We start from the raw sequence: 20,068 nt of genomic DNA on the forward strand, positions 1-20,068 counted from the left end.
AAAATATTTCTTCACTGTCCATCGTTTGTTCTAATATAACAACATATCTTTATTGCACTATTTTTTGGTAATTTATGGAAGCGCTGCTACTCCCAAAGTCATGGAATGTTGATCAAATTCTTGATGATTTAGATCAACATGGATTTACCATTATTGATCATGCTTACTCCGCTGAATACGGACTTCAACTGGTTGCAGAATGTACTTCAAATTTAAATCTCTTTCGTGAAGCAGCAATTCAAAATGGTGTGATCAGCAATATTCGCAGCGACCATATCTTGTGGATCAATGAAGATCTCACGATCGCCCAACAGCATATTGATGCACTCAAACAACTCTCGCAAATTTTAAACTACTCATTTTATTTAGGTATTCAGGATGTAGAAGCACATTTTGCCTGCTATAACGCAGGTGAATTCTATGCACTTCATCGCGATAATCCGCAAGGTAAAAATGGCCGTATGATTTCTACTGTGTATTATCTACACCAAGAATGGCAGGATGACTGGGGTGGAAAGTTACACTTACAGGATAAAAATAATGTTTGGCATACAATAGATCCCCAGCCTAATCGTATTGCCATGTTCCAAAGTGATTTATTACATGAAGTGCTAGAAGCCAACCATCAGCGATTATCAATTACCGCATGGCTAAGAAGCGACAATACTGTGTTGTAATATACTCAGTTTTCAAATTTGCAACGCTGTATCTCTATAGGCCAAGCTTTAAATTATTGAAATAGACCTCATAATACTCTTCATAAATTCAGAGGATTCAGCACATGTTTGATAATACAAAACAAATCATCTCGCGTATTGGGGAAACAGATCAATTGTATTTGTCAGGCAATACACCTGAACTTGCACTTGAACGTGGGGACTTACGCTTACAGCTGGTCACTCAAAGTCATTCAAAGCAGGAACAAATCCATTTCTTGCAAGAAGCCATTGTTTTACTTGAAACTGCACGATTTGAATATGAAGAAATGCCAATGTCAGTCTACATTCAGCTTTCTTTGCATTTGGCCAAAGCTTATATGATTTACTTTGAATTGACCAAAGAATCACGTTATGCCTTGATTACGCAGCAGATTTTAAAACCATTGGCACAACATCATCATGCTGATATTTACTTTATGTTGGCTTATGCATCTGTGAGTAAAAATGAATTTGCATTGACTCGTCACTGGCTGAGTAAATATATCAAGACAACTGATTTTGATTTAACCTTACTGCAACAACACACTGCCTTTAGACCTGTTCGCAATGAAACTTGGTTTAGTCAAATGATTCAGTCTAAATTACATTGATCAGCGCTATGCCCATTCAAAATAACTCAATTTGTTATTCGTTTTGATCAAAGCTAATTTGATCGATGCGAAATAGAAAAGATGGCCATAACGGCCATCTTTTTTGTTGCTCTGGGGGAAACTAAATCATTAGGCTGTTAGCTTATACGCATCTAGATGTAATTGTTGGTTTAACTCGTCAATCCAAATTGCCCAATCATCATCTTGTATCAAATGACTAATTAATAAGTCACGTTGAGATTTATTCCAAAACGGCGCTTCATGTAATGAAAGATTTGCTGGCAATTGATGAGTGCGTACATATAGCTCAATTGCTGCGGGACTATTTGCCAAACCAAGTTGAGAAAATAGTAATTCTAAGGATGGTGTGTTCGTCCTGAGCATATTGCCTCCTTATATAAATTTATTTGTCATCTTTTATTCAATTAACTTATAAGAAAATAATTTTAAAAGATAGTCTAGATTTTAATTTTCTTGTTTCAATTTGTGATTAAAAAACAAACAAATGTTGGCTTAACATCAATTATCTTTTTCCTGGATGTTTGATTTGAACCATAAAAAAAGCACTCTAAATAGAGTGCTTTTTTCAAAATTAATCTTTAACAAATTAAATTTTAATTATTTAAGCATATCAGCAATAGCTGCGCGCTCTTCTTCAAGTTCTTGAAGGGTTTTGTCCATACGTTCACGGCTGAATGCATCAATTTCTAAGCCTTCAACACGAGTGTATTCGCCATTTTCACAAATTACAGGAACACCGTACATCACACCTTCAGGAATTCCATAAGAACCGTCAGAAGGAATACCCATTGTTACCCATTCGCCATTGGTGCCAAGTGCCCAATCACGCATATGATCGATCGCAGCATTTGCAGCAGAAGCAGCAGAAGAAAGACCACGCGCTTCAATGATTGCAGCACCACGTTTACCAACAGTTGGAAGGAATACGTTTGCGTTCCAATCAGCATCGTTGATTTTGTCTTTTAAGCTTACGCCATTTGCAGTTGCAAAACGGTAGTCCGCATACATTGTTGGAGAGTGGTTACCCCAAACTGTAAGGTTTTTGATATCCGCTACAGCAACGCCCGCTTTTTGAGCAATTTGAGTCAATGCACGGTTGTGGTCAAGACGTAACATTGCTGTAAAGTTTTTCGCTGGAAGATCTGGAGCAGATTTCATTGCGATATAAGCATTTGTATTTGCAGGGTTACCTACAACAAGTACTTTAACGTCACGGCTCGCAACTTCGTTAAGTGCTTGACCTTGACCAATGAAGATTTCACCGTTCACTTTCAACAAGTCAGCACGTTCCATACCAGGACCGCGTGGACGTGAACCAACCAATAACGCGTAGTCAGCATCTTTAAATGCAACTTTTGGATCATCAGTACCGATCATGCCAGCCAATAATGGGAAAGCACAGTCATCTAATTCCATCATTACGCCTTTAAGCGCAGCTTGAGCTTTCTCAAATGGAACTTCTAACAATTGCAAAATAACGGGTTGGTCTTTACCAAGCATTTCACCGCTAGCGATACGGAATAATAAGCTGTAACCGATTTGACCAGCTGCGCCAGTAACGGCAACGCGAACAGGTTGCTTCATGTAATTATCTCCAATGAGGATCGTTAATGTGATTAAACGGTTAAATCCGTTTTAATCGAATTATCATAAACGGCAAAGATTGTACTCCAATCCTTTAACAGTTGCATGTAAAAGAGAATGCTTTTCAACAAAAGTATGATAGGAAATATAAATAAAATTCCTCAGAAGAACTAATAAGTCCCTTTGATCGAGAATGTATTTGGGCAGTTTGAAACAATGTGATTTGAACATTGTTTATACTGACCATTGACCCGATAACACACTTGAACCTCGGTTAACACTGGGTTTGATGATGAACTTTGACAAGTAAAACGGATACTATCGTTATTCATTCCCGGGTTTAATCTAACAAATTGAGTTTTTAACGCATTATGTTGCACATTCTTGTTTTCAGAGCTGGTTAAATCTGCAGGAATTTTCAAACGATCTGCTAAATTAATCACAGTTCTAAAATATTGACTTGCGTTCATTGGAACACAGCCACCCACGCTACGCCACAACTGAATACGTGCATTTTCCTCAGGCATTACCCGTGCAACCACCTTAGCTTGTAAAGGGGTCAAACTTGCAGATGTATTGGTGGTGCAATTCCGCTCTGTCGTTTCAGGCAACAGACCTGTGATGGTCAATGAATAACCTTCGAGACATTTGCGTTGCTTTTGTTTTGAAGAATCAAGTGCACAGACAGCAGGTGTCAACTGGACTTGCATGACATAGCCTTGTAATTGCGGTGCAGCATGTAACTGCACATTGAGCCCAAACAATCCCGCAAAGCATAAGCTCCATGCTAAGCAAGATTGTTTCAATTTACGCAAAATTTTGAAAATCATTGATTTACCAACAAAGTTTCATCCAAGTCCAAATAGTTTTATTGTGAAACACGGGTTGGAATAACAGGCATACGACTTTCAATCGCTTGAGGCCCTTGTCCCAACAAGATTCCATAATGTGCTGCATTGGTCATCACATTTTTTACATAGTCACGTGTTTCATTCAGAGGAATAGATTCTGTATATTGATCTGCTGAAAGATTTTGATAATCTGGCTGCCAACGTTTCGCGCGATTTGGCCCAGCATTATACCCTGCTGTTGCCAAGACAGGATTACTGCTTAATTGACCATGAATCATCGACAGATAGAAAGTACCATAGCGAATATTGGTATTGGCATCACTGAGCGCAGCAGGATTATAAGTTTCACCCATTTGTTTTGCCACCAACTTTGCAGTGCCTGGCATGATTTGCATCAAACCACCTGCACCAACATGTGAACGAGCAGCAGTTACAAAACGGCTTTCTTGGCGCATTAAACCATAGGCCCAAGCAGGATCAATACCCGCATTACGGCTATGACTCACCACCAACGACTGATGAGGTGTTGCATAACGATAAACATAGTTATGTTTTTTCTCAGTACGTTCTGCCGCATAAATTGCACGATCATACCAGCCCATCTCAGTTGCACGTTTTGCCGCAGCAAGCAGCAACCCATCATCATGTTTTAAGTATGCCTGACGTACCGCCCAGTTCCATTCCCTATTGGTATAAGTTGCAGGCGCATTAATATTTCGTAAAGTAAATGCACGACGGAAATGAATATCGCTATTTAAGCGTTGCTGGTCATCAGTTGAGGGCTGTTCTCTGGCAGGACTATCATTATATTTTTGCCCCAAATGATCTTTGGCAAGCAGATTATGATAATCATCACCCGACATTGCCAATCGTTGATAGATATCTTTAGCGGTTCTTTTAGATTGTGCATCATTGCGTTGTTCTGAAGCACGCGCCAACCAATATTGCCAACGGTCTTCTTGCTTTTGTGTCACGCTCATACTGTCTATTGCACGAATCACACTTTCCCAAGCCCCAAATCGAATGGCTTGTCGTGCATAAACTTCTGCTTCTTCTGCACTGAAAGGCACACCATAGCTTGCATCAAAATTTTGCAGTACTTCACGATTAAAATTATTTTTCATAACGGTCGTTCCGCCGATATAACCGACAGTACGATAAATATATTTTTGCACATCCGCTGGTACACCCTGAACCAACTTTGGTACTGACTGCAAAGCGCTGGTTAAATCCGTATCTGCTGCACGACCCAGTGCATAAACCAAATAAGCATAATCTTCTACATTGTTTTTGGGTGCAGACCATAAATAATTTAATGGATTGGCTTGGATTTGGTTCAATTGGGTTAACGATAAATTAACGCCAATCGTTTGTGCGGTAGCGATGGCTAGACCAGACTGCCCGGCTCTCAGTTGTGCATATAATCGTTGTTGGCGATCTTGTGCGGTCATGAGTGGGCTACTAAGCATCATGCGGCCTAAACCATTGCATGATTCAGGTTGAGAGTTGGTTGCCAACCAAACATCTTTAAATTCAGCATAGACCAAAACGTCACCAGTTTTCGCACGAACTTGAGCAACAGCACAACGTTCTGCTTGATCTGGATTAGAGACATATTGCAATACAGGTTGCGCGCTGGCGTAATCTGCTTGTTTAACCTTCTCTTCGACATAATCCGCAGCCAACTTTTCCGCCATCGCTGATTGAGGATAACGTTGCGCAAAGCTAATAATATTTGCAGAAGGTTGAAAGGCGAGATTTGAATTCAATGACCAATACTCAGGATAATAGCCCAAAGCATCATTTTGCATTGAAGAACGATATTGTTCTAAAGCACTTGGATTATTTGCATTGCGTAAAGCATCATTAAACTGCTCTTCAGCAGCATGAGCTACTTGCAGGCTTGTACATGCAACTGTTCCTAAAAGGTAAAGTTTTAATTTATTTTGCTTAAGTTGCTGCTTTAACACCGTTTTTCTCTCAACCTGCATGATGTGCCTTTAACATACTGATGCACTTATTTGTGCCTAGTTTAATTATTCTAATCCATTTCTACTGTTGTGTTATGTAACCTTATGATTCATCATTAATATTGTTCTCTATTTTTTCTTCATAATTTTCATTTTCAATGCCCTACAATCCAATAAATGGCAATAGCCGCTAAATATTTTACTGAGTTCACTCTAAATGCTATAAAATAGCGCGCCTTTTATGAGTCTGTTAAAATAGCAGGCTTAGTACACATTCAAAATTCCCTTTATTCATAGGAAAGACGCCTCCATGACGGTTCAAACCTTCATTCCCAATGGTGCCAAAGCTGCCTCAGAAAACACTGTAACCCAGCCACAGCACACCCCAGCCGACGGTGCAGTAAAAAAACTGTATATCGAAACGCAAGGGTGTCAGATGAATGAGTATGACAGTCATCGTATGGCAGATCTTTTAGGCGACTCCCACGGTTATATTTTAACCAAAGATCCAAGTGACGCAGATATCCTGTTAATGAATACCTGCTCAATTCGAGAAAAAGCCCAAGAAAAAGTATTTTCTGAGTTGGGTCGCTGGCGCAAATTAAAAGAAAAAAATCCTGATCTTGTCATCGGTGTTGGTGGATGTGTTGCTTCTCAAGAAGGCGACAATATTCAAAAACGTGCACCATATGTCGATATGGTTTTTGGCCCTCAAACCTTGCACCGTTTACCGCAAATGCTGGATCAGCATGTTGAACAAATTGAAAAGCCAAAGAAAGACAAAATTAAACTTGTAGATATTTCATTCCCTGATATTGAAAAATTCGACTTTTTACCTGAACCGCGTGTTGAAGGTTACAAAGCGTTTGTTTCAATCATGGAAGGTTGCTCGAAATACTGTTCTTTCTGTGTGGTTCCCTATACTCGCGGTGAAGAAGTTTCTCGTCCTTTGGATGATGTCTTGGCAGAAATCGCTGGTTTAGCTGAAAAAGGCGTTCGCGAAATCAGCCTTTTAGGACAAAATGTAAACGGTTACCGTGGTGAAACTTTTGAAGGTGAAATTTGTACCTTTGCAGATTTATTACGTTTGGTTGCAGAAATTCCAGGAATCGGTCGTTTACGTTATACAACTTCACATCCGCTCGAATTTAATGAAGATTTAATTCAATGCTACCGTGACCTACCACAAATGGTTTCACATCTGCATTTACCAGTACAAAGCGGCTCAAATGATGTGTTACAAGCGATGAAGCGTAACCACACCATTGATGTCTATATCGAAAAAATTGCCAAACTACGCAAAGCTCGTCCAGATATGCATTTATCTTCAGATTTCATCATCGGCTTTCCTGGTGAAACTGATGCACATTTTGAAGAAACCTATCAATTTATCCAAGATTTAGACTTTGATCATTCTTATAGTTTTGTTTATTCAAAACGCCCTGGCACACCAGCATCTGAATTACCTGATGACACCTCTGATGCAGTCAAGAAAGAACGTTTAGCCAAAGTTCAACACTGGATTAAGCAATCAAGTATTCGTAAAACCGATGCGATGTTAGGCACCATTCAACGTGTACTGGTTGAAAATGTTTCTAATAAAGATCCAAATTTATTGGTCGGTACAGCTGACAATACACGTTTAGTAACATTTGTAGGTGACGCCTCTTGGGTCGGACGCTTTGCAGAGATTGAGGTTACAGAGATTAAGACCCTAAATTTAGTTTATGGAGAACTCTTGAATCTTGAGCCTGACGTGGCGTAATGTAAGGGTATAGACTTTACTTTAAAAAGGATATCTCTTGACTGCAGCGATTCGACGTACAGTAGCTTTTCCAGGTATTTCAGTTGAACGTTTAAAAAGCATGTTAGGTGCTTATAACGGTCATCTGAAACAAATCGAACAACGTTTAAATGTCAACATTTCTCATCGCAACGATAACTTCTATATCGATGGTGATTTAGAAGCAGTTGAGAGAGCTGAAGGTTTATTGCAGCGTTTGCATGCAGAAGCTGAACTCTCTCAGCAAATCAGTGCTGATACGATTCATTTGATGATTCAAGGCAGCCAAACTGACCGTGAGTTACAAGACGACCTTTCAGACAATGAGCATACCGGTTTAGATGATGTCTGGTTGCAAACGCGTAAAGGTCGAATCAACCCTCGTGGTGCCAATCAAAAACGTTATGTACAACGTATTCTACAAAGCGATATTTCTTTCGGAATCGGCCCTGCAGGTACAGGTAAAACCTATCTTGCAGTCGCTGCTGCGGTAGATATGTTAGAACGTAATGAAATTCAACGTATCCTTTTGGTTCGCCCTGCTGTTGAAGCTGGAGAAAAACTTGGTTTCTTGCCGGGTGATTTAAGCCAAAAGATCGACCCATATCTACGCCCGCTTTATGATGCGTTGTATGAAATGCTTGGTTTTGAAAAAGTTGCAAAACTGATTGAGCGCCAAGTGATTGAAGTTGCACCACTTGCTTATATGCGTGGTCGTACATTAAATCATTCCTTTGTAATTCTCGATGAAGCACAAAACACCACCCCTGAACAGATGAAGATGTTTTTGACCCGTTTAGGTTTTGGTTCTCGTGCAGTGATCACCGGGGATATTACACAGGTCGATTTACCACGCGGGCAACAGTCTGGTCTTGCTCACGCATTGCGTATTATCGAAAAGATCAAAGAAATTCACATCACTCGCTTCCATTCCCGTGATGTCGTTCGTCACCAGCTGGTACAAAAAATTGTAGAGGCTTATGAAGGATGGGACAGTGAACAATACCGTTTAAGTGCTGAAGCACGTGCAGAACGTAAAGCACGTCAAGAAGCCTTAATTTCTGAAAATGATTCTGCCGCAGATGCTCAACATGAAGAACATACTGCTGCAAATCAGGAAAATGTTTAAGGACTGTTTTTGAAACTTAGCTTATCGTTACAACAAGCGTTTGAAGCACCAGAATTGGTGCTCAAACGTGTCTATGTAAAAAAAGTCATTGAAACAACACTACGTCATATTGATGTAGACCAAGATTGTGAAATCGGAATTGCGTGTGTTGATGAAGATGAAAGTCACAAATTAAATTTTGAATATCGTGAAAAAGACAAACCCACCAATGTATTGTCTTTTCCAAGTGAGATTCCTGAAGAAGTTTTACCCATGCTCGATGCATTACCCATCGGTGATTTAGTCATTTGCATCCCCGTGGTTTTACAAGAGTCGATTGAACAGCAAAAGACACCGATTGAGCATTTCACTCATATGCTGGTTCATGGCACCTTACATTTAATGGGTTATGACCATGAAACTTCTGATGATGATGCTGAAGAAATGGAAGCACTCGAAATTGAAATCTTGAAAAAACTAGGCTTTGAAAACCCTTATACTGTTAAAGAAAGTTGATTTTATAATCAACTCCAAATCCCTCTGCTCTAGAGGGATTTTTTGTTTCATTCAAATGAGATGCCTTTCAAAAACAGATCTCATTCGAAAATCTAAGTATTTGAATACATCATCACGGTGTATTATCGGAAACTCTCCCAAATCCCTACTTGCCCTTCTTTGACGCGTGGAATATTGCCTAATTTAATCCAAGGCATATTATCACCATGAAAATCACTCCCCACAGAGACTTTTAAACCATATTCAGCAATCATTCGATCAACCATTTGTCGTGTTGAAGCGGGTTCCATTGCGGGTGGAAGCTCAACAGCATCCCCACCATATTGTGCAAAGATTTCAATTAAATAACGGGTATTTGTTGCTGATAAATCATAACGTGTTGGGTGTGCCAATACTGCAAAACCTTGACTTTCATGAATCACCTGAATGGTTTCTGCCAAACCTAAACCATCAAATTTTACATAGGCTTTTTTACCTTCCTTAATGTATTTATCAAACGCCTGCTGTGCGCGCTGAACAAAACCCTTTTCTACAAGCGTCTTGGCAATATGCGTCCGAGTAATCCGATCAGGTTCACCATCTACCTTTGCCACAACTTCTGCATAAATATCCTGATGAATCAAAGGAATTAGCAGATCACAGATTTGCTTGGCTCGCTCAGCACGAATTTTCTTCTGTTGCGTTAAAAGCTGTTGTAATGGTTCAGGATTTTGCATATTGAGCGCAACAATATGCACACCATAACTTTTTTTAGTCTCAGGTCTGGACCATTGACTAGAGATTTCTACACCTGAAATGATTTGAATTGGTTGATTTTTTGCAAATTGTTCAGCTTGTATTAAGCCATCCATGCTATCGTGGTCCGTCAATGCAAGTGTATGTATGCTTTTCTCGATGGCAGCTTGAACCAATAACTCTGGCGTCAGAGTCCCATCAGAAATATTACTGTGAGTATGTAAATCTATGCCTTGCATCTTTTATACTATCCCATCAACCTGAACAGACTAGATACTTTAACATGAAAGCACTTTTAGACTTTGTGCCCCTCATAATTTTCTTTTATTTATACAAAACGGTTGATCCTAAAAACACCGATCATCCATTATTACAATTGATCGGCTCAGCAGGTGGTGTAAATAACAACAACATTCTTGTTGCAACTACAGGTCTGATTTTTTCAATGCTTGTGGTCTATGGTGCGTTATTCATTTTCCAAAAATTCCGTCTGGATAAACAACAATGGTTTGTTTTGTTCATGACCGTCATTTTTGGCGGAATCACCTTAATGTTGAGTGATGACTTCTATATTCGCCTGAAAGCTGCAATTTTGAATTTAGCTTTTGCTGGCGCGTTCTTACTCTCTCCCTATTTTGGTAAAGAAAAGAAGCCACTCATTCAAAGATTATTTGGTCCTGTTTTAAACCTGACTGAAAAAGGCTGGAAAAATCTAAACTTTGCATGGGCTGCAATGTTCATTGTCATGTCTTGTTTACATATTTTCTTCGCATTTTTATTTGCAGGTGGAAAATATTGGGGAGAATTTACAGCATTTGGTGACATGATCGTCATGTTTTCCTTTATTATTATCCAGTTTGTTATATTACGAAAACACTTTAAATCTACCGATGAATAAAGTGTTTTAGAAAATCGAGAAATATCATGCCATTATTTGTAATTACGTGTACAGATCAAGCAGGTACAGTAGAAAAACGTCTTGCTGTACGCCCACAACATTTAGCTCGACTCGAGAAGTTAGATGCTGAAGGCCGTGTCATCGTGGCTGGGGCGATGCCGATTGATCGTGAAAATCCACAAGCAGGTTTTTATGGCAGTACTTTAATTCTCGATTTTGACAGCCGTGAAGCTTTGGATGAATGGTTAAAAGATGAACCTTTCTTAAAAGAAGGGATTTATAGTCATATTGATGTTAAACCATTCAATAAAGCATTGCCTAAGGGATAACATAATGCGCGTTGTCGTCCAAAGCTTACTTAGCCTGACTTTAAGTTCTTTTGTACTTTTATCACCTGTTGTCTCGGCTGAGCCTACTCAATCTTCAGCGACTCAAGCAACGACGGCAGCGCCTACTCAGGCGGCCCAACCTGTTGCACCGCCAAAACCGAGTATTATTCCTGCTGTAGCAGGTGCAAATTCCAGCACCCAAACACAGGCGCAAGCACAAGAAAATAAACCTTTAACGGCTGAACAAATTAGCAAAGAAAAAGCGTCTCAAGATGCCAAAGCTAAAGCTTTGGTTAAAGACCAAGCAACACGTTTACAGCAACTTGAAAAGGCCAATTTAGAAGCCCTTTCACAGAACCAAGAATTACAACTCAAAAATGACAATCTGGGTGTACAAGTTCAAGTTCTACAAAGTGAACAAAGTGCGCAAATGTTTTTATATGGTGCTGCAACCATTGCTGTTGGTGTTTTACTTGGCTTTTTAATCGCAAGTTATATCTATACCAAACGTCGTCGTCAGTGGTAAGCCCACTGCTTTGACTTTGCACTTAGAAAGTTTCACGCTATAACCTGATACTGCGAAATGTCAGGTTTTTTCATTTTAATTATCAAAAGGTAATCTGCTTTGTCAAATGCCATTCAAACTGCCGATTTAGACTGGCAATGTATTGATGGAATTGAAGTTCCAATTTCCAAACAATTTGGTGATGTCTATTTTTCTAAAGACAACGGGTTACTTGAAACCCGACACGTATTTTTGAATGGTAATGATCTTTCAACACGACTTGCAGATTTAGATGATTTTGAATACTTCTGTGTTGGTGAAACTGGCTTTGGTACAGGATTAAATATTTTGGCATTGTGGCAACTTTGGCACAATGTTCGTCCAGATAATCATAGCCACTTACATGTGATCAGTGTAGAGAAGTTCCCCTTGTCTAAACAGGATTTAACCCGTGCGTTAAAGGTCTGGACTGAACTTCAACAATTTTCTGATCAGTTGATTCAACACTATCCATTGCCCATCGCTGGTTGTCACCGTTTAAGCTTTCCAGAAGCGCGTTTTTCAATTGATCTGTGGTTAGGTGATGCACATGATGTATTTCCAGCAATGGTTAAAGCCCAACAAGTTAACGCATGGTTTTTAGATGGATTTGCCCCCTCTTGTAATCCAGACATGTGGGAAGACAAAGTTTTAAACAATATTGTCAGACTGTCAGATTTTGGAACAACTTTTGCCTCATTCAGCGTGGCAGGCGTGCTTAAACGGGGTCTAAAACAGCATGGAATCACTATTTCACGTCCGCGTGGTTTTGGTCATAAACGTGAAATGCTAAAAGCCATTTGGAACCCATCTGAGCAAGCAGTCGAAGAAAATCAATCACAGTCAATGGACCTTGCAGCGCAAAACATTCAAAAAAAAATATGGAAAACTCAAAATAATTTCAATCAACGCCAAATCGCCATCATTGGTGCTGGAATTGCAGGTTTAAGCTGCGCATGGGGATTTGCCCAAAGAGGACATCAAGTTACGATTTACGACCAATCAGCGCCTTTAGCAGGTGCTTCTGGTAACCCTCTGGCCTTATTAAATCCGAAACTATGCCCCATCGAGCAAAGTTCGGAACATTTAATGACCTTGGCTTGGCAACATGCCCTACAGCACTATCCAAAATTTCAGGCTTTTCGTGCTATTGCGGTTCAACAATTAGCACAAAAAAATGCTGAACATTTACTGGATTTAGCAGCGCAATATCCTCAAGATTTACTCAAAACTCAAACAGCCGATGATTTAGAGCTACAAACTACACTTGAGAGTTTACAGCTCACTCAAGCGGGTTCAATCTATCCCCAGCAACTCAAAGACCAAATCCTTGAACATCCGCTGATTCAATTTAAACATGCTCACATTCATAGTATTGTTCAATCGAATCATCATCAATTAACACTACAAGATAGCCAGCACACAGATCTTGGTGATTTTAATCATGTGATTGTATGTTGTGCCAAGGAAAGCCATGCTTTTTTTGAGCAGTTCCCGATACTCAAACCGATCCGTGGACAAGTCAGTTGGCTCAACAATGTTAAACACCGATTAGATCCACAATACGCCTACAGTTATGGTGGCTACTGCATGCAGCTTGATGAACAACATTTGATTTTAGGTGCTTCTTTTTATCCCAATCGTGATGACACTGAAGTTTTGCTTGAAGACCATGTGCATAACTATGAACTTATCCACAGTGTGTTTCCACAATACGCAGAATCACTCTGCAAAGTGGATGAATGGCACGGACGTGCTTCTGTACGAGCCCAAAGTCTGGACTATTTTCCATTACTGGGAAAAGTTGAAGCTGAGAAAGAGATTTATACATTTTCTGGGCTTGGCTCTAAAGGTTTTTTATTTGCGCCCTTGTGTAGTGAAATCTTGGTGGCTTTGGTCCTTAATCAAGCTTGCCCGATTCCCCAAAATTTATTGCAAAAATTAAATCCAAACCGCTTTCAAAAGAAAGTAAAAGCCAAAAAACCTTATTTTAAACCGATTCAATCATGATTCTTTTTTATTGATTATCGTAATAAAAAAGCGCCTTTCGGCGCTTTTTTATGAACCCTGTTCTAATGGGAGACCTGCATCACGTGCTGCACGTGTTCCCCCCATAAGTACAACGTAATCACGAGAATCATCTAAACTCTCTAATTTTTCAGCAGCTCGAGGCGCTTTACTTCCACCACCACATAAAATGTAAATGGACTGATCCGAATTCACTTGAGTCAAGCTCTCAGCACTTAAACCATCTATAGGCTGATTTACAGCCCCTTTTACATGGCCTTCGGCAAAGGCTTTTGCATCACGAACATCCCAGATAACTGCATTTTCTGGGAACTCAAATGTTGTAATTTCTAATTTACGGATCATTGTGCACTCCTTTGATGTAAACAACACTTGGCAAATGAAGAAAACATCCCTAGCATCTCAGATATTCTTTCCATTTGTAAAGGTCTAAACTATGCCATCTTTCGATATTGTTTCAGAATTAGAGATTTTTGAAGTAAATCATGCTGTTCAAAACACACAAAAAGAAATTGCGACACGCTTTGACTTCCGTGGTCAGGACGTTTCAATCGAAATTAATGAAAAAGCCAAAGAAATTAAAATTTCAACTGAAAGTGATTTCCAGTGTGAACAAGTCTATAGCATGCTTGAAAATCATTTCTTTAAACGTAAAATCGATATTCAAGCCCTTGATCCACAAAAAATGACGGCTTCAGGTAAAAATATTGTGCAAGTGATCAAGCTTAAAGATGGACTTGACTCAGATACCGCAAAAAAAATTAATAAAGCCATTAAAGAAAGTGGCGTCAAAGTGCAATCTTCTATCCAAGGTGACAAGATACGTGTAACTGATAAAAAGCGCGATACATTACAGCAAGTTATGGCATTTTTAAAAGAACAACAATTCGGTGTACCTTTACAATTTAATAACTTCAAAGACTAAGGTCTTTAGCAACACTATAGGTTAAGACATGACTCAGACCAACCGTTTATCTAAACTTGTGAAAGCAACTTCTAAATTCCCTAAAGGCATTCGAAGTACGCTCTGGAGTAAGGCGTTTGGTCGAGTTGTGCCTATGGTGGGCACAGCCAATATTAAGTACTTAGAAGTCAGCCATTCAAAAGTTGTGGTGGAAATTAAAAACCACCGTGCTATGCAAAACCATATTGGACAATTACATGCTGTTGCAATGGCCCTGATTGCTGAAACAGCAACAGGCTTTGTCACAGGTATGAATGTTCCTGATAGTTCAATTGTCTTGATCAAAAGCATGCATATTGAATATAAACGACCATCTAAAGGTGATATGACAGCAACAGCGACATTGAGCAAAGAACAAATTTTAGAAATGCAAAGCTCTGAAAAAGGTGAAACGCTGGTTCCAGTCACCATTATGGATGAGTCTGGAAAAGAGCCTGTAGAATGCCAAATGGTGTGGGCTTGGGTGTCAAAAGAACGCCTAAAAAAGAAATAAATACAAATCTGCAAATGTAAATAAAACTTACTGTTTAGTAAGTATAAAATTTACCAAAGTACAAATAATGAGTGACGATTATTCACTATATTCATGCTTATTTACTCATCAAGATGGTGTTATTTCCACCACCATCTTGAACTATTAAGATTTGAACTATAGAGGATAATCATGCGATCAGCTACGCCAAGAAAAATTATTGCACTCAGCCTCATTCTAAGCCCTATTTTGTTTCTCACTGCATGTGCCCAAAATCCAAATCACGTTGCTACTACTACAACGGGCAACACATTAGCAGCGAATTCAACCACCCAACAAGCGCAACAAAATAAAGCCATTGTGACTGATTTTTATGAAGGTGTATTTCAAAAGCATCAAGTTAAAGCATATGCAGATCGTTATATTGGTGACCAATATATTCAGCACAACCCGCGTGTTCCAGATGGTAAAGCGCCCTTTGTAAATCACTTTACCCAGTATTTCCAAAAAAATCCTGAAGCAAAAAGTGTAATCAAACGTGCTGTCGCAGAAGGAAATTTAGTATTTTTACACGTTCATTCAGCTCAAAATCCACAAGATCGTGGTGTTGCAATTGTCGATATCTTTAGAGTCGAAAATGGAAAGATTATTGAACACTGGGATGTACAACAAGCTGTTCCAGAATCAAGCGCCAACAGCAATACCATGTTTTAATACAGTATTTAAATCAAACGATCTAAGCACCTATTCCATAAAAAATCCCAAACAATGTTGGGATTTTTTATCTTGAGCATTTAAGCACTTTGCGAAGCTAAATACTTCTGCTTTACATCTTCAGGAATTTGGCGTTTATTTCCCGCAACATCTACAGCAACAAAAGTAAATACACCTGCAGTCACACGTTTGGCAGCACGAGAACTGTCATGACTATCCCAAACTTCGATCTGCATTTGAATCGATGTATTACCGACCTTTAAAAGCTTGGTATAACAACTGATCACATCCCCCACTTTTACGGGAACAAGAAAAGTCATCTGATTAATCGAAATCGTTGCACAACGCCCTTTACTAAAGCGTTCTGCATGAATTGCACCAGCCAAATCCATTTGTGAAACAATCCAACCACCAAAAACATCACCACTCCAGTTTGTATCTGCTGGCATTGCGATGGTTTGTAAAGACAGTGTACCTTCAGGTTTTACATGAGAATCTGACACAATAACTCCGAGCCCGTGAATTACTTATGGGCATTCAATTGTTGATCTAACCATTCTTGTAATTGGTTAGCACGTAACGCACCACTTATTCTAGCAACTTCCGTGGTTTTATTCATTAAAACCAAGGTTGGGATACTGCGAATATTAAATGCACTACTTAACCGTGGATTCGCTTCAGTATCAATTTTAGCAAAAACCACATGGGGGTTATTTTTTGCAACTTCAGCAAAATGCGGTGCCATCATTTTACAAGGACCACACCACTCTGCCCATAAATCAATCATAATTGGCAAATCACTATGACTAACAAAGTTACTAAAATTTTGTTCATTTAACTCAATAGGAGCAAGTGCAATCAAATTTTGATGACATTGACCACAAGTGGGTTGAGCATTTAGTTTATCTTCGGGAACTCGGTTTTTTGCGCCACATGATGGACATACAATAATCATCTAGCTCACTCCAATGTGTTGATGTAAAAACTCTAATTGGGTCAAAATTGATTTTTCCAACCATTTCCCATGATAAATATCAAAATGCGCCATATCCCATTCATGATATTGTACAAAAGGTGCAATATTTGTCGCCGTTTCCCGACTAGATTCAATCGGGATAAAACTGTCTTTTTTAGCCGCAATAAATAGCACAGGAATATTAATACTTCTGACGGTCTGAATTGGTCTAAAACGGATTAAATTAAAAAATACCCGTGCCGGAACTTCACCACTCCAAAAGTAGTCTGGATTTACAATCGACATATAGCCGTTATAACTATCTTTGGTCGGAATAAAACATAAATCAAAGGGATGTACCACTGGTAAGGTTCTTGGAAGCATGCCAACTTTTGCCCCCATATAATCTTGACTGGATATTTTTAATGCCTTGGGTAACTGTTGAATTGGAAACAATTTTGCAGTTTCTGCCCCATCCACATAAGGCACTTGCACCATAATGGCTTGGACACTTTTTAGCTCACTTGCAAGACTAAGTACATAGCCTCCACTCAAAGAGGTCCCCCAAAGTGCTATTTTTTTTGGATTAATTTTCTTTTGTGTTGCGACATAACTGACCACGGTTTTCCAATCATCCAACTGATTCTGCAATGAAATCAGTTCACGAGGAAAGCCTGTACTTCCTCCCCAAAAACGATAATCAAACAGCACAACCGCATAGCCTGCCTGTGCTATTTTTTGCGCATAGTTCACCAACTTAAATTGTCTTAAACATGCAAATCCATGAGCCATAATAATAACAGCAGGTTTTTTTAGATTTTTAGGTCGATAAAAATCTGCCGCTATGACTTCTTGTCCAATGGGGATATATAGTGGTTCAACTGTATATGCGTACATACACACTCCATTGCGTTATCTTTTATAGATATTTCTTTTATAAATCTTTTATCGTTCAAACTCAGTTCTGAGCTTAATGCTATTATATATAGCATATTGGATTTTAAATCATATAGGAGTGACGAAATGAGTGAAAATGTTGGTTTTGCTGGTCAAATTGGTCCAGAACATATTGCTCAAGTGGCAGAAAAAGGCTTTAAGTCTATAATGAATAATCGTCCTGATATGGAAGGCGGAACAGAACAGCCTACAAGTGCTCAAATTGAAGAAGCTGCACGTGCTGCAGGTTTGGACTATGTATTTCTACCTGTCGTTGCTGGTCAAATCACAGAAGTTGATGTCAGAAGCTTTGCCAACCGCTTTAACGAGCTTCCAAAACCAGTACTCATGTTTTGTCGTACAGGTAATCGTTCAAATAACCTCTATCAAATTGCAAAACAAATGGATTTATTAGATGACGAATAAATTCTCATGAATATAGAAGGCATTCTATTGAATGTCTTTTGGTTCACCTTAAATGGAAAAGCTTAAGTTTTTACAGCAATTCGAATAGATTGCACTTTTAAAATTTTGCAACAATTTAAACAGATCTGTTTAGTGAATCAAACAGGTATTGTACCTATGCTTAAATGGTTATATGACAAACTAAGCAAGTTCACGATATGATCTTTGGCATCGTTTCGTCTTTTCCATAATTTAAAAATAAAGGGATCTTCACATGCAACAGGCTCTATTTGGTGGTGGCTGCTTTTGGTGTACCGAAGCCGTATTTTTACAGCTCAAAGGTGTCAATCACGTAGTCAGTGGTTATGCTGGCGGGCATACTCCCAATCCAACTTATGAAGCAATTTGTAATGGGGATACCAATCATGCTGAAGTGATTTTGATTGAATTTGATGAACAGCAAATCAATTATCAACAATTACTCACGGTTTTTTTTGCAATTCATGATCCAACTACATTAAACCGCCAAGGCAATGATATTGGAACACAATATCGTTCGGTGATTTATTACTTCAATGAACAGCAAAAACTTGAATCTGAACAATTTATTGAGCAGCTTAAAGCAGATGGTTTAAATATTGTGACTGAACTCAGTCCAGCACCCACCTTCCATCCTGCCGAAGAATATCATCAAAACTTCTTTGCCCGTAATCCTGCGCAAGGTTATTGTAATTTTGCCATTCCACCAAAATTACTCAAACTTCATAGCCAATTTCAAGATCTTTTAAAAGAATAAGATCACTGAAAATACTTCACTTTATATAACAAAAGTGAACTAACCCAATAGCCAAAATATCAACATAAAAAAACCTCCTTAAAAGGAGGTTTTAAAATATTTGTAATTATTTAAATTAATTATCACTCATAAAGGCAAGATCATTTAATCCTGCTTCACTTGCACGAGACATCACTTGTGCAACGGTATCATAGCGAGATTCTTTATCCGCTCTCAACTGTACAGCTGGTTTTACTGGCTTTTGACCTTCTTCATCAAATCGTTTAGCCAATTCATCTAAAGTGATGACTTTATCATTCCAAGCCACATCGCCATTCTGATTGATACTGATGGTAATTGCTTCAGGTGGAGGCGCGATTACTTCAGCAGTGGTCTTTGGTAAAGTTAATGGTATCGATGGGTTAGCAACGGTGGCTGTCACCAAGAAGATGATCATCAATACCAACATAATATCGATCAGCGGAATGAGATTCATCTCATTCATGCCAGAATCGTTGTCTTCTCCCAATTGAAAAGCCATTAAGCTTGACCTCCAACTAAACCTTTACTGGTAGATTCAGATTCAACTTTTTGCGTTGAAGAATCTTGTTGTAACATCGTATCAATTAACAAACCATGTGCTTGATCTTGCAACTCATTTGACAATGTACGGTTAAAACGTACGCAAATGTTATATGCCAATACCGCTGGAATCGCAACAGCAAGACCTAGACCAGTCATGATCAGTGCCTCACCAACTGGCGTTGCAACTTGAGCTAAACCTGCTTGACCACTTTTACCTACAGCAACAAGTGCGTGGAAGATTCCCCATACCGTACCAAATAAACCAACAAATGGTGCAAGTGAAGCAATCGTTCCTAAAACTGAAACACCTTTTTCAGCATTGGCCTTTTCTGCTGAGATTTGACGTAGTAACGCTTGTTCTGCAACTGCTTTACGTTGGTCAAAGCTTAATGGCGCAAGCTTGGCTTTTAATGCTTTTAAAGCCTGAGCAAGGTGATCCTGAGCAACCTGCTTGAGTTGACGCGTGCCTAGAATACGCAAAATGAACACAGTCCACGTTGCAATAGACATTGCCAATAACACGAAATACAGTGTCTTACTGACCGCATCAGCATGTTGCCAATAAACTGAAAAGTTCATATGCACA

Annotated in this window: 25 protein-coding genes; 14 read left to right on the top strand and 11 right to left on the bottom strand. The window is 39.1% G+C overall.

What is annotated here, in order from left to right:
* Positions 1-74: 74 nt before the first annotated feature.
* Complete coding sequence (locus CQZ96_RS11075) at positions 75-677, top strand: 2OG-Fe(II) oxygenase (protein ID WP_105713952.1); 603 nt, start codon at positions 75-77, stop codon at positions 675-677.
* Between the two features lie 104 nt (positions 678-781).
* Positions 782-1,309 (top strand): hypothetical protein, encoded by a 528-nt coding sequence (locus CQZ96_RS11080; protein ID WP_105713953.1) that lies wholly within the window; start codon positions 782-784, stop codon positions 1,307-1,309.
* 129 nt (positions 1,310-1,438) lie between these two features.
* Here the strand turns inward: CQZ96_RS11080 and CQZ96_RS11085 are convergent, their stop codons facing one another.
* The 4 genes from CQZ96_RS11085 to CQZ96_RS11100 all read right to left on the bottom strand — a co-directional run bounded on the left by CQZ96_RS11085 (position 1,439) and on the right by CQZ96_RS11100 (position 5,756).
* Positions 1,439-1,693: a DUF2789 family protein gene (locus CQZ96_RS11085; protein WP_004818847.1), complete on the bottom strand. Its 255-nt coding sequence runs from the start codon at positions 1,691-1,693 to the stop codon at positions 1,439-1,441.
* Positions 1,694-1,927: 234 nt separating this feature from the next.
* Positions 1,928-2,914 (bottom strand): malate dehydrogenase, encoded by a 987-nt coding sequence (locus CQZ96_RS11090; protein ID WP_004717959.1) that lies wholly within the window; start codon positions 2,912-2,914, stop codon positions 1,928-1,930.
* A gap of 170 nt (positions 2,915-3,084) precedes the next feature.
* Positions 3,085-3,744 carry a ribonuclease T2 family protein gene (locus CQZ96_RS11095; protein ID WP_004717962.1) on the bottom strand — a complete coding sequence of 220 codons (660 nt, stop codon included), beginning with the start codon at positions 3,742-3,744 and terminating at the stop codon, positions 3,085-3,087.
* 38 nt (positions 3,745-3,782) lie between these two features.
* Positions 3,783-5,756 (bottom strand): lytic transglycosylase domain-containing protein, encoded by a 1,974-nt coding sequence (locus tag CQZ96_RS11100; RefSeq protein ID WP_105713954.1) that lies wholly within the window; start codon positions 5,754-5,756, stop codon positions 3,783-3,785.
* A gap of 289 nt (positions 5,757-6,045) precedes the next feature.
* Between CQZ96_RS11100 and miaB the strand changes: the two genes are divergently transcribed.
* From miaB to ybeY, 3 genes are read left to right on the top strand one after another with little or no spacing between them, the layout of a single operon-like run.
* Entirely contained in the window at positions 6,046-7,500 is a 1,455-nt protein-coding gene (miaB, locus tag CQZ96_RS11105; RefSeq protein WP_004717965.1) for a tRNA (N6-isopentenyl adenosine(37)-C2)-methylthiotransferase MiaB, read from the top strand.
* Between the two features lie 37 nt (positions 7,501-7,537).
* Entirely contained in the window at positions 7,538-8,647 is a 1,110-nt protein-coding gene (locus tag CQZ96_RS11110) for a PhoH family protein (RefSeq protein WP_004717967.1), read from the top strand.
* Positions 8,648-8,656: 9 nt separating this feature from the next.
* A complete protein-coding gene (gene ybeY, locus CQZ96_RS11115) occupies positions 8,657-9,142 on the top strand; it encodes an rRNA maturation RNase YbeY (RefSeq protein ID WP_004818840.1) in 486 nt (161 codons plus the stop codon).
* A gap of 122 nt (positions 9,143-9,264) precedes the next feature.
* On the opposite strand, the gene CQZ96_RS11120 is transcribed toward ybeY, so the two are convergent.
* A complete protein-coding gene (locus tag CQZ96_RS11120) occupies positions 9,265-10,116 on the bottom strand; it encodes a PHP domain-containing protein (protein WP_004717971.1) in 852 nt (283 codons plus the stop codon).
* 44 nt (positions 10,117-10,160) lie between these two features.
* On the opposite strand from CQZ96_RS11120, the gene CQZ96_RS11125 reads away from it, so the two are divergent.
* The 4 genes from CQZ96_RS11125 (at position 10,161) to mnmC (ending at position 13,658) form a co-directional block, all read left to right on the top strand.
* The gene (locus CQZ96_RS11125; protein ID WP_105713955.1) at positions 10,161-10,775 is read left to right on the top strand and encodes an inner membrane-spanning protein YciB; all 615 of its coding nucleotides are present in this window, start codon (positions 10,161-10,163) and stop codon (positions 10,773-10,775) included.
* 26 nt (positions 10,776-10,801) lie between these two features.
* The gene (locus CQZ96_RS11130) at positions 10,802-11,104 is read left to right on the top strand and encodes a YciI family protein (protein ID WP_004717974.1); all 303 of its coding nucleotides are present in this window, start codon (positions 10,802-10,804) and stop codon (positions 11,102-11,104) included.
* 4 nt (positions 11,105-11,108) lie between these two features.
* Complete coding sequence (locus CQZ96_RS11135; protein ID WP_004717976.1) at positions 11,109-11,630, top strand: hypothetical protein; 522 nt, start codon at positions 11,109-11,111, stop codon at positions 11,628-11,630.
* Positions 11,631-11,729: 99 nt separating this feature from the next.
* A complete protein-coding gene (gene mnmC, locus CQZ96_RS11140) occupies positions 11,730-13,658 on the top strand; it encodes an FAD-dependent 5-carboxymethylaminomethyl-2-thiouridine(34) oxidoreductase MnmC (RefSeq protein ID WP_105713956.1) in 1,929 nt (642 codons plus the stop codon).
* A 48-nt stretch (positions 13,659-13,706) separates the two neighbouring features.
* Here mnmC and CQZ96_RS11145 read toward each other — a convergent pair whose 3' ends face one another.
* On the bottom strand, positions 13,707-14,021 hold the full coding sequence (locus tag CQZ96_RS11145; RefSeq protein ID WP_004717980.1) for a rhodanese-like domain-containing protein: 315 nt from the start codon (positions 14,019-14,021) through the stop codon (positions 13,707-13,709).
* Between the two features lie 91 nt (positions 14,022-14,112).
* On the opposite strand from CQZ96_RS11145, the gene CQZ96_RS11150 reads away from it, so the two are divergent.
* The 3 genes from CQZ96_RS11150 to CQZ96_RS11160 all read left to right on the top strand — a co-directional run bounded on the left by CQZ96_RS11150 (position 14,113) and on the right by CQZ96_RS11160 (position 15,826).
* Entirely contained in the window at positions 14,113-14,601 is a 489-nt protein-coding gene (locus CQZ96_RS11150) for a YajQ family cyclic di-GMP-binding protein (RefSeq protein WP_004717983.1), read from the top strand.
* A gap of 28 nt (positions 14,602-14,629) precedes the next feature.
* Entirely contained in the window at positions 14,630-15,133 is a 504-nt protein-coding gene (locus CQZ96_RS11155) for a DUF4442 domain-containing protein (protein ID WP_004717985.1), read from the top strand.
* A 171-nt stretch (positions 15,134-15,304) separates the two neighbouring features.
* Positions 15,305-15,826, top strand: coding sequence for a nuclear transport factor 2 family protein (locus tag CQZ96_RS11160; protein ID WP_105713957.1), 522 nt, complete (start codon positions 15,305-15,307; stop codon positions 15,824-15,826).
* Between the two features lie 80 nt (positions 15,827-15,906).
* Here CQZ96_RS11160 and CQZ96_RS11165 read toward each other — a convergent pair whose 3' ends face one another.
* The 3 genes from CQZ96_RS11165 to CQZ96_RS11175 all read right to left on the bottom strand — a co-directional run bounded on the left by CQZ96_RS11165 (position 15,907) and on the right by CQZ96_RS11175 (position 17,678).
* The gene (locus CQZ96_RS11165) at positions 15,907-16,275 is read right to left on the bottom strand and encodes an acyl-CoA thioesterase (protein ID WP_154130156.1); all 369 of its coding nucleotides are present in this window, start codon (positions 16,273-16,275) and stop codon (positions 15,907-15,909) included.
* Positions 16,276-16,349: 74 nt separating this feature from the next.
* On the bottom strand, positions 16,350-16,781 hold the full coding sequence (gene trxC / locus CQZ96_RS11170; protein ID WP_056516933.1) for a thioredoxin TrxC: 432 nt from the start codon (positions 16,779-16,781) through the stop codon (positions 16,350-16,352).
* On the bottom strand, positions 16,782-17,678 hold the full coding sequence (locus CQZ96_RS11175) for an alpha/beta hydrolase (RefSeq protein ID WP_056516930.1): 897 nt from the start codon (positions 17,676-17,678) through the stop codon (positions 16,782-16,784).
* A gap of 126 nt (positions 17,679-17,804) precedes the next feature.
* Between CQZ96_RS11175 and CQZ96_RS11180 the strand changes: the two genes are divergently transcribed.
* Positions 17,805-18,143, top strand: coding sequence for a TIGR01244 family sulfur transferase (locus CQZ96_RS11180; RefSeq protein WP_056516927.1), 339 nt, complete (start codon positions 17,805-17,807; stop codon positions 18,141-18,143).
* Positions 18,144-18,396: 253 nt separating this feature from the next.
* Positions 18,397-18,918, top strand: coding sequence for a peptide-methionine (S)-S-oxide reductase MsrA (msrA, locus tag CQZ96_RS11185; RefSeq protein ID WP_004717992.1), 522 nt, complete (start codon positions 18,397-18,399; stop codon positions 18,916-18,918).
* Between the two features lie 115 nt (positions 18,919-19,033).
* Here the strand turns inward: msrA and CQZ96_RS11190 are convergent, their stop codons facing one another.
* On the bottom strand, positions 19,034-19,438 hold the full coding sequence (locus CQZ96_RS11190; protein WP_004717995.1) for an ExbD/TolR family protein: 405 nt from the start codon (positions 19,436-19,438) through the stop codon (positions 19,034-19,036).
* Positions 19,438-20,061, bottom strand: coding sequence for a MotA/TolQ/ExbB proton channel family protein (locus CQZ96_RS11195; RefSeq protein WP_004717997.1), 624 nt, complete (start codon positions 20,059-20,061; stop codon positions 19,438-19,440). Before CQZ96_RS11195 ends, CQZ96_RS11190 begins: the two co-directional genes overlap by 1 nt.
* Between the last annotated feature and the right edge of the window lie 7 nt (positions 20,062-20,068).

Origin of the sequence: Acinetobacter sp. MYb10, from assembly GCF_002980175.2 — a bacterium.
Taxonomy (GTDB): domain Bacteria; phylum Pseudomonadota; class Gammaproteobacteria; order Pseudomonadales; family Moraxellaceae; genus Acinetobacter; species Acinetobacter guillouiae.

What these genes read in the sequence shown, in the direction of transcription:
- CQZ96_RS11075 (WP_105713952.1), top strand. Translation starts at nt 75, where the DNA reads ATGGAAGCGCTGCTACTCCCAAAGTCATGGAATGTTGATCAAATTCTT.
- CQZ96_RS11080 (WP_105713953.1), top strand. Translation starts at nt 782, where the DNA reads ATGTTTGATAATACAAAACAAATCATCTCGCGTATTGGGGAAACAGAT.
- CQZ96_RS11085 (WP_004818847.1), bottom strand. Translation starts at nt 1,693, where the DNA reads ATGCTCAGGACGAACACACCATCCTTAGAATTACTATTTTCTCAACTT.
- CQZ96_RS11090 (WP_004717959.1), bottom strand. Translation starts at nt 2,914, where the DNA reads ATGAAGCAACCTGTTCGCGTTGCCGTTACTGGCGCAGCTGGTCAAATC.
- CQZ96_RS11095 (WP_004717962.1), bottom strand. Translation starts at nt 3,744, where the DNA reads ATGATTTTCAAAATTTTGCGTAAATTGAAACAATCTTGCTTAGCATGG.
- CQZ96_RS11100 (WP_105713954.1), bottom strand. Translation starts at nt 5,756, where the DNA reads ATGCAGGTTGAGAGAAAAACGGTGTTAAAGCAGCAACTTAAGCAAAAT.
- miaB (WP_004717965.1), top strand. Translation starts at nt 6,046, where the DNA reads ATGACGGTTCAAACCTTCATTCCCAATGGTGCCAAAGCTGCCTCAGAA.
- CQZ96_RS11120 (WP_004717971.1), bottom strand. Translation starts at nt 10,116, where the DNA reads ATGCAAGGCATAGATTTACATACTCACAGTAATATTTCTGATGGGACT.
- CQZ96_RS11125 (WP_105713955.1), top strand. Translation starts at nt 10,161, where the DNA reads ATGAAAGCACTTTTAGACTTTGTGCCCCTCATAATTTTCTTTTATTTA.
- CQZ96_RS11130 (WP_004717974.1), top strand. Translation starts at nt 10,802, where the DNA reads ATGCCATTATTTGTAATTACGTGTACAGATCAAGCAGGTACAGTAGAA.
- CQZ96_RS11135 (WP_004717976.1), top strand. Translation starts at nt 11,109, where the DNA reads ATGCGCGTTGTCGTCCAAAGCTTACTTAGCCTGACTTTAAGTTCTTTT.
- CQZ96_RS11145 (WP_004717980.1), bottom strand. Translation starts at nt 14,021, where the DNA reads ATGATCCGTAAATTAGAAATTACAACATTTGAGTTCCCAGAAAATGCA.
- CQZ96_RS11150 (WP_004717983.1), top strand. Translation starts at nt 14,113, where the DNA reads ATGCCATCTTTCGATATTGTTTCAGAATTAGAGATTTTTGAAGTAAAT.
- CQZ96_RS11155 (WP_004717985.1), top strand. Translation starts at nt 14,630, where the DNA reads ATGACTCAGACCAACCGTTTATCTAAACTTGTGAAAGCAACTTCTAAA.
- CQZ96_RS11160 (WP_105713957.1), top strand. Translation starts at nt 15,305, where the DNA reads ATGCGATCAGCTACGCCAAGAAAAATTATTGCACTCAGCCTCATTCTA.
- CQZ96_RS11165 (WP_154130156.1), bottom strand. Translation starts at nt 16,275, where the DNA reads ATGCCAGCAGATACAAACTGGAGTGGTGATGTTTTTGGTGGTTGGATT.
- trxC (WP_056516933.1), bottom strand. Translation starts at nt 16,781, where the DNA reads ATGATTATTGTATGTCCATCATGTGGCGCAAAAAACCGAGTTCCCGAA.
- CQZ96_RS11175 (WP_056516930.1), bottom strand. Translation starts at nt 17,678, where the DNA reads ATGTACGCATATACAGTTGAACCACTATATATCCCCATTGGACAAGAA.
- CQZ96_RS11180 (WP_056516927.1), top strand. Translation starts at nt 17,805, where the DNA reads ATGAGTGAAAATGTTGGTTTTGCTGGTCAAATTGGTCCAGAACATATT.
- msrA (WP_004717992.1), top strand. Translation starts at nt 18,397, where the DNA reads ATGCAACAGGCTCTATTTGGTGGTGGCTGCTTTTGGTGTACCGAAGCC.
- CQZ96_RS11190 (WP_004717995.1), bottom strand. Translation starts at nt 19,438, where the DNA reads ATGGCTTTTCAATTGGGAGAAGACAACGATTCTGGCATGAATGAGATG.
- CQZ96_RS11195 (WP_004717997.1), bottom strand. Translation starts at nt 20,061, where the DNA reads ATGAACTTTTCAGTTTATTGGCAACATGCTGATGCGGTCAGTAAGACA.